Raw genomic sequence first — 7,682 nt, forward strand, 5'->3', positions numbered from 1 at the left:
CGGGGTCATGGTCGCCATGGTGCCCTTCGACTGGCAGGCCCACGACAGCTACTTCATCGTCGCCCACCTGCACTACGTCCTGATCGGCGGCATGGTCTTTCCCATGTTCGCCGCCATCTACTACTGGCTGCCCATGTCCAGCGTCCGGCCGCTGAGCGAACGCATGGGCAGATGGGTCTTCTGGCTGATGTTCGCCGGGCACAACATCGCTTTCATGCCGATGCATCTGACGGGGCTGATGGGGATGCCGCGTCGAGTCTACACCTATCTGCCGGGGCGGGGCTGGGATCTACCCAACTTCATCTCCACCGTCGGGGCCTTCCTGTTCGGCCTGGCGGTCCTGCTGTGGGTCGTCGACATGATCCGCAACTTCCGCCCCTTCGGCCCGCGCGAGGCGGGCAATATTCACGACGGCCCCGGTCTGGAATGGCTGCCCAGCGGCTATTATTCCGTGCGCTCCGTCCCCGTGGTGAAGAGCCTCTATCCGCTGTGGGATCAGAAGAGCTTGGCGAAGGAGGTGGAGGAGGGGCGGTGGTTCCTGCCCGGCGCGGCGGGAGGCGAGCGCCAGACGCTGGTCACCAGCCCTCTGAACGCTGAGCCGCAGTATGTCTTGCGCCTCCCGCGCCCATCGCCCTGGCACGTGTTCGGCGCGGTCTTCACGGCCGGCTTCTTCCTGATCCTGACCATCCAGGCCTATGCCGCCGCCGTGGTCAGCGGCGTGCTGGCGATCTACTGTATCATGCGCTGGTGCTGGTTTCTGGATGCGCCGCAGGGCCGCAAGACGACCGACATCGGAGCGGGCGTGCGTGTACCCAACTATGTCTCCGGTCCGGCTAGCCACGGCTGGTGGGCTATGGTGATCGTGCTGATCGTCGGCGGCATGGTCTGCCTGCTGGCGGGCTTTTCCTACGTCTTCCTGTGGAGCCGTCGGCCGGATCTGTGGCAGGCGCCGCCGGAGACGGCGTCGATGATGCTGCATCTGGGCGGTCTGGCCTTAGGAGGGCTGTGCGCCGCAGCGGCGCCGCGCGTTCTGCGCCGGGCCGCGAAGAGAACGGAGACGCTCGCTACGCTTCTTCTGGTCATCAGCGCCATCGGCGCCGCGGCGGCGATAGGGCTTGAGCTGCAAGCCTGGTGGACCGCTGGGCTCAAGCCTGACGCCACCAGCCAGGGCGCCGCCGTCTTCGCCCTGCTCGGGTGGTCGGCGATGTTCGCCGGGATCGGGATGTTAATGGGACTCTACATCCTGCTGCGACGGGCGTTCAGGCGGCTGTCGGCCGAGCGGCCGTCGACGGTAGACCTGATCGGCCTCTTCATGACCTATACGGCGGCGCAGGCGGTGATCGTGGTGTTGCTGATCCGACTGTTTCCGGGCTCCGGCGCATGAGGCGCTGGCTGGCCATGACGGCGGGGCTGCTGATCTGGGCCGCGCACTTTCTGGGGCTTTACCTGCTGGCCAGCGCCGCAGACGTGTGGTCCTCGACCGAGGCGGTCGCCGGTCGCTGGATCGGCTTGGGTTTCAGCCTTCTGTGTCTGACGCTGATCGCCGTCGCGGCCTTCGCCATGGCGCGGCGTCCGGCGCCGGATGAGCCGGCTCTTTGGGAGCGGCGTGTCGCCCTGACCGGCGCTCTGGTCGCCGCTGTCGGCGTGACCTGGCAGACCGCACCGCTGGCGTTCTGAGAAATCGCTCCAGCCAAGCTGGATCATTCCACGGCTAGAACATATCATGAACAAATGGCGAAGATTGATTTGAGACGAAAGCTGGCGGTGCTGGCGGATGCGGCGAAGTATGACGCTTCATGCGCCTCATCGGGTTCGGCCAAACGAGATTCCCTGGGCGGTCGCGGGATCGGCTCGACCGAGGGCATGGGCATCTGTCACGCCTATACGCCGGACGGCCGGTGCGTCAGCCTGCTGAAAATCCTGCTGACCAACTTCTGCATCTACGACTGCGCCTATTGCATCAACCGGGTGTCATCGAACGTCGAGCGGGCGCGTTTCACGGTGCAGGAGGTCGTGGACCTGACCCTGGCCTTCTACAAGCGAAACTATATCGAGGGCTTGTTCCTGTCGTCGGGGGTGATCCGCAACGGCGACTACACCATGGAGCAACTGGTGGAGGTCGCGCGGCGACTGCGCGAAGATCACGACTTTCGCGGCTACATCCATTTGAAGCTGATCCCCGAGGCGGACGCGCGGCTGGTTGAGCTGGCGGGCCTCTATGCCGATCGCCTGTCCGCCAACATCGAACTGCCTCGTGACGAGGCCCTGGGTCGACTGGCGCCCGAAAAGGACGCGCGAACGATCCGCAAGGCCATGGGGCAGGTGCGGCTGAAGCTGGAAGCGGCCCGGCCCGAAAAGAGGGACCGAAAACGCCCGCCCGTCTTCGCTCCAGCGGGGCAGTCGACCCAATTGATCGTCGGCGCCGACGGGGCGCCGGACACGGAGATCATGGCGCGCAGCGCCGCCCTGTATGGCGGTTACGGCCTGCGTCGGGTTTACTATTCCGCCTTCAGTCCCATCCCCGACGGCTCCAGCCTGTTGCCGCCGACCAAGCCGCCGCTGATGCGGGAACACCGGCTTTACCAGGCCGATTGGCTGATGCGATTCTACGGCTTCACCGCGCCCGAGATCGGGGAGGGGACGGACGATGGGATGTTGGATCTGGCCGTCGATCCCAAACTGGCCTGGGCCTTGCGTCGGCGCGAGGCCTTTCCCGTCGACGTGAACCGTGCAGCGCGTGAAACGCTGCTGCGGGTGCCGGGACTGGGTGTGAAGGCGGTCGACCGCATTCTGTCCGTGCGGCGGCATCGGACCTTGCGGTTGGAGGACGTGGGCCGGCTGACGCGCTCCATCGAGGCGGTGCGGCCGTGGATCACGGCGCTGGATTGGACGCCCGGCGGCCTGACCGATGCGGCGGACCTGCGTGCGCGCCTGGCCCCCCAACACAAGGCCGAACAGTTGAGCCTGTTCTGATGCGGACCCTTGTCCTGGTCGATCCGCTTGATTTCGACGGCTGGCGCGAGGCGGCCCGGCGTTTGCGGTTGGCGGGCGTCGAGCCGGCACAGGTGCGGTTCGTCGTGGGCCATTCGCGCGGCGACCTGTTCGACGAGGCGGCAGCTCTTCCCGAAGTCGAGGGCGCATTCAACGCCCCGAGCGCTTTCATGGAGACGGCGGCGCAGTTGATCCAGCATCGCTCCGAGGATCGTTTTGATCTGATGTATCGCCTGCTGTGGCGCTTGAAGGATCAGCCTGACCTACTGGCCGTCCTGTCGGATCGGGACGTGGCCGAGGCGGCTGATCGGGTGAAGGCGGTGCGCCGCGCCGCCCACAAGATGAAGGCCTTCGTCCGCTTTCGACAGGCTGAGGATGAGGCAGGGGAACACTGGGTCGCCTGGTTCGAGCCGGCGCATCGCGTGTTGCAGGCGACCGCGCCTTTCTTCGTCCGTCGGTTCAGCGCCATGCGATGGTCGATCCTGACGCCGGACGGCTCAGCTCATTGGCACGGCGAGACCTTGACCTACGGCCCTGCCGCCGAACAGGCGCAGGCCCCGGCCGAGGACGCCGTGGAGGACTTCTGGCGCACCTATTACGCTTCGACCTTCAATCCCGCACGGCTGCGGCTTCAGGCGATGCGGTCGGAAATGCCCAAGCGCTACTGGAAGAACCTGCCTGAGGCGGCGCTTATACCGGAACTGACCGCCGCGGCGTCGGTTCGCACTGAAGCCATGGTGACTCAGTCCGCACCGAAACCCAATGAGCGTTTCCAGCGCGTCCGCGCGCGCGCCGTCGATCGCGCGCCGACCGATGATCTGGTTCCCGGCGATCTGGATGAGCTGGCGCGGGGCGTTCAGGGGTGCCGCCGCTGTCCTTTGTGGCGCGACGCCACCCAGGGCGTCTGCGGCGAGGGCCCCAAGCGTGCGGCTCTGATGGTGGTAGGCGAACAGCCGGGCGATCAGGAGGATCTGGCCGGACGGCCCTTTGTCGGTCCCGCTGGACGTCTTCTGGACGCGGCGTTTGAAGAGGCGGGCCTGCATCGACGCGACCTCTACCTCACCAATGCGGTCAAGCACTTCAAGCACGAACCGCGCGGCAAGCGCCGACTGCACAGAACGCCAAGCCCTAGCGAGGTTCAGGCCTGCCGCTGGTGGTTGGATCATGAACGACGTCTGGTGAAGCCTCGGCTGATCCTGGCGCTGGGCGCAACGGCGGGTCTGGCGGTGCTTGGCCGGAAACCTGCCGTGCAGGCCGAGCGGGGCCGGGTCATCACGGCGGACGACGGCGCGCGCGTGTTTCTTACTGTTCACCCTGCTTATCTGCTGCGCCTGCCTGATCTGGCTGCGAGGGATAGCGAACGCGCCAAATTCCTGGCGGACCTCGCGGCCGCATCGGCTGAGTTTTAGTGTCTGTCGGCTAAAATCTCAGACGAGGAAGTCAAGTGTGAGGTATCACCCAAATCCTGCTCCCACACCCAATACTACAGTATCATCGCCGTCCTGGTTCACCAGGGCGGCGATTTTGCTTTTCATGGTCAGTGCAAAGCGGCCCCGTTCCGGCAGCGGCGTCCACCCCAGTCTCAATCAGCCGGCGGACCAGCTCGCGCGCTTCAGCGGCCGCCTCGCTGTCGCTGCGGTGAAGCGCCTGGGCGAGGTCGATAACTACGCGGCCATAATGCTCTGCGATCCCTGGATGCAGAGATATAGGGGAGGGCGCTACCTCGGTTGTTAGTTCCGCTTCCAGCGTCGCTCGCTGGGCTTCAAGTGCGGCCAGTTTCTCCTTGATGGCTGCGCTGCTCAGGACGCCGTCGGCCATCTGGTCGATCAACCGCGACCTGCGTTTGGCCTCAGCCAGCTCAGCTTCCAGCTTGCTTCGCCTGCTCCGCACCTCCTGGTTGCGTTTCCATTTCCAAGCGCGCTTCCTCCATGGCGGAGGCGACGATGTCCGGCGCCAGAAGGCGATCCCTGAGGGCTGCTAGGACCCTATTGGCGATGTTACCGCCCTTCGCCCCGCGCCAGTTTTCACAGGCGGCCGAGCCGCGCTCTCGTCGCCAGGAGCGACGAACCTCTGCTCAGATCCACTGCGGATTATCGGACCGCCGCAACAGCCGCAGGTCAGCTTGCCGCTGAGCAGATGTCTCGGGCGCACCGACGCCAATGAGGATGTCTTTTACGGTCTCTTCGTAGCGGGCCCGGACTTTGAGCCATAGCTCCTCAGGAACGATCCGCAGGTCGGGCACATCCTGACGGACAATACTGGCCGGGTCGCCCTTGCGTGCATTGCGCGCGCCGGTGCTGCGGTCCTTCAACCAAGTCTGCCGTTCGAACACCAGAACGCCCCGGTAGAGCTCGTTGTGGATGACGCCAATGCGCAGCGTCTACTGCCGCGGCCGCATTCTCAGCCGGCTTCCGAGCAAGGACGGATTGATTTCCGTCAGCCCGCTGCTGCGGGAATCATTCTCGCCCTCGAGACCGCCGGCGACCGCGGCCGCCTCCGGCGTCTGGCGCTCATCTTCCCCGATGAAGTCGCCTTGAAGCTGTCGCCGATCCTGTTGCTCCCTCGGCTTGAGACTTCTCGATTGGAGCGGATCGCCGCCGCCCTGGCCTCAAACCACGCGGACGACCGCACCATCGAGGCCTGGGCAGCGAAGATGAGCCTGTCGAGCCGAACCCTGGCGCGCCTGTTTCATCGGGAAACGGGGATGAGCTTCACCGCCTATCGCAATCAGGTTCGCCTCAAGGCAGCCCTTCTGGGGCTGGCCACGGGCGCTTCCGTCACCACGATCGGGCTAGGTCTCGGATATGGCGCGGCAAGCGACTTCATCAAGGCCTTCAAGGGGCTCACCGGCCTGACCCACGGCCGGTACTTCCAGAGTCCGCCGTAGAGTGTGCGGCCGTGGAACGGTCGTGCTGACGCATGCCGAGGTTTGCGCGATCGCCTTGGAACGCGAACTGATCATGCGGGTCAGCGGCAGATACTCCACGCCCAACGTCTCACAGAGTTCCTGCAACTGCCGCTCGTAAAAGGGACCGACGTCTTCCAGCGCGAAGGCCAGCAGTTGGTGCACCTCCATGCTCAGCACGCCATAAAGCCGGACCCAGCCCGACAGGAATACATAGACGGCGCCCGGCGGCAGGCGCTCGTCGGTCTCCCGTGAATAAGCGCGCAGTTGGTTCGACAGCGTGTCCGACAGGTTTTCGAGATCTGGCGTATCGAAGGGTTTCCGTTTCCAGATTAGGGCCACCTCATCCAGGAAGGCTCCGCCGAACGCCTCGCCGGCTTCCGCATCCGTTTCCAGCGGGGAGCGCCTTGCGAACAGCAACCGGAACTCCGCGGGAAAGCGGGTGGACCAGGGCCGCATCGCCCTGCACATCGCAAGCAAGGGGGCAGTGGGATGCGCGGGGTCGCACTCTAGCTTGGCCGCTGTCATCGTGCGGGTGAGTTCGCCATACAGGCGCGCCGACAGCGCCGCGATCAGCTCGTGGTGGCTGAGGTAGTACCGATAGATCGCCGGTGTCGTCAGCCCCATCCGGCGCGCGATCGCGGGGTTGGTGACGGCCTCCACTCCTTCACTAGCCAGGATCTCCCGCGCCACATGAAGCATTTCGTTGATCGTGTTCTCGCGCATCCTCTCTCGACGACCGCCCGCCGGTGACTTCAGCATGCCCGTCTCCCATCCCCGCTCCTTCAACAGATGATCCCGGATCATCTGGCACGTCTTGGCCTCTCCGGCGACATAGGCGACGGTGTCGCCGTCCGGCAAGCTCAACCGAGGGACCGCGCTGACCAAGTCCTCCGACGCGACGGGCGAGCGGCCTTGGCGATACTGCCAGCGAATGTCGGTGTTCGCAGGAAAGTCGTCGAGCCGATCCTCCATGTTGTCGCTCGCCAGGACGCCGAGCCTGTCTTCAGAGCCCGGCAGGGATTGCATCATCGGCGCGAACGCCGGCGCCGCGGTGTCGTCGCCGACGAAGAGGTGGAACTTGGCGGGCCTGACAAGAAAATCGCCTTGCGGACCCCAAACCGAAGCCGGTCGCCGACCTTCACCTTGCGCGCCCAGTTCAGGCCGATGCCGTCGCCGTCATACAGATGAACCCTCAGTTGAAAGCTTTCCCACTCCTCGTCCACTTCCAGATCGTATGGGTCCGCATCGTCTCGATCGGCCGCAAGATGCGTACAGCGAGAACGGATCTCTCAGCTCGACACGGACATGCTGACCGGCCCGATAGTTGAGACGCGCCATGTCGGCGCAGTAGATTCGGACGGCTTTCCAACGTCGTCCCAGGGTCTCGACGCCCGCGACCTCTCCCTCCGCAAAATGCTTCGCGAACAATCGCGGCAGCGGCCCCGGCGGCGCGCGCCGCATTAGATTTCACGTATCCACGACCATAACGACCTCGATAAAGTTGCTTAACTTAAGTTAATTGGATTAACTTTCGGGGGCAACCAGACCAGGGCCTAGGCTCAGGACACATAGCCAGAATAGGATGGTAGCGGCGAGGGCTATGGCAGACAGGAAGGCGGTCGGGCAGCGATCATAGCGTGTGGCGACCGGCCGCCAGTCTTTCAGGCGTCCGAACATGATCTCTATGCGATTGCGACGTCTATAGCGGCGCTTGTCGTAGCGGATGGGCTCGGTGCGGGATTTGCGGCCCGGGATGCAGGGCGTGACGCCCTTGGCTTGCAAG

At 64.9% G+C, this 7,682-nt stretch carries 9 protein-coding genes; 5 read left to right on the plus strand and 4 right to left on the minus strand.

The window, feature by feature from the left end:
• The 4 genes from ACU5AP_RS15755 to ACU5AP_RS15770 form a co-directional block, all read left to right on the plus strand.
• Window positions 1-1,384: cbb3-type cytochrome c oxidase subunit I (locus ACU5AP_RS15755; protein ID WP_446681495.1), on the plus strand; the 1,384-nt coding region annotated here is incomplete at its 5' end.
• The gene (locus ACU5AP_RS15760) at window positions 1,381-1,677 is read left to right on the plus strand and encodes a hypothetical protein (RefSeq protein WP_341024313.1); all 297 of its coding nucleotides are present in this window, start codon (window positions 1,381-1,383) and stop codon (window positions 1,675-1,677) included. The genes ACU5AP_RS15755 and ACU5AP_RS15760, both read left to right, overlap by 4 nt.
• Before the next feature lie 54 nt (window positions 1,678-1,731).
• Window positions 1,732-2,973 (plus strand): putative DNA modification/repair radical SAM protein, encoded by a 1,242-nt coding sequence (locus ACU5AP_RS15765; RefSeq protein ID WP_446681496.1) that lies wholly within the window; start codon window positions 1,732-1,734, stop codon window positions 2,971-2,973.
• Complete coding sequence (locus tag ACU5AP_RS15770) at window positions 2,973-4,400, plus strand: UdgX family uracil-DNA binding protein (RefSeq protein WP_446681497.1); 1,428 nt, start codon at window positions 2,973-2,975, stop codon at window positions 4,398-4,400. The genes ACU5AP_RS15765 and ACU5AP_RS15770 overlap by 1 nt, the downstream gene beginning before the upstream one ends.
• An 82-nt stretch (window positions 4,401-4,482) precedes the next feature.
• Here the strand turns inward: ACU5AP_RS15770 and ACU5AP_RS15775 are convergent, their stop codons facing one another.
• Window positions 4,483-4,809 (minus strand): hypothetical protein, encoded by a 327-nt coding sequence (locus ACU5AP_RS15775; protein ID WP_446681498.1) that lies wholly within the window; start codon window positions 4,807-4,809, stop codon window positions 4,483-4,485.
• Between the two features lie 256 nt (window positions 4,810-5,065).
• The gene (locus ACU5AP_RS15780) at window positions 5,066-5,323 is read right to left on the minus strand and encodes a hypothetical protein (protein ID WP_446681499.1); all 258 of its coding nucleotides are present in this window, start codon (window positions 5,321-5,323) and stop codon (window positions 5,066-5,068) included.
• A gap of 24 nt (window positions 5,324-5,347) precedes the next feature.
• On the opposite strand from ACU5AP_RS15780, the gene ACU5AP_RS15785 reads away from it, so the two are divergent.
• Window positions 5,348-5,878: a helix-turn-helix domain-containing protein gene (locus ACU5AP_RS15785; RefSeq protein WP_446681500.1), complete on the plus strand. Its 531-nt coding sequence runs from the start codon at window positions 5,348-5,350 to the stop codon at window positions 5,876-5,878.
• On the opposite strand, the gene ACU5AP_RS15790 is transcribed toward ACU5AP_RS15785, so the two are convergent.
• Together ACU5AP_RS15790 and ACU5AP_RS15795 are read right to left on the minus strand one after the other, a co-directional pair.
• The gene (locus ACU5AP_RS15790) at window positions 5,783-7,054 is read right to left on the minus strand and encodes an SIP domain-containing protein (protein ID WP_446681502.1); all 1,272 of its coding nucleotides are present in this window, start codon (window positions 7,052-7,054) and stop codon (window positions 5,783-5,785) included. The two genes, ACU5AP_RS15785 and ACU5AP_RS15790, sit on opposite strands and share 96 nt — an antisense overlap.
• Window positions 7,055-7,423: 369 nt before the next feature.
• The coding region (locus ACU5AP_RS15795) for a transposase (protein ID WP_446681501.1) at window positions 7,424-7,682 on the minus strand (259 nt) is incomplete at its 5' end.

The organism is Brevundimonas sp. RM1 (genome assembly GCF_052907225.1).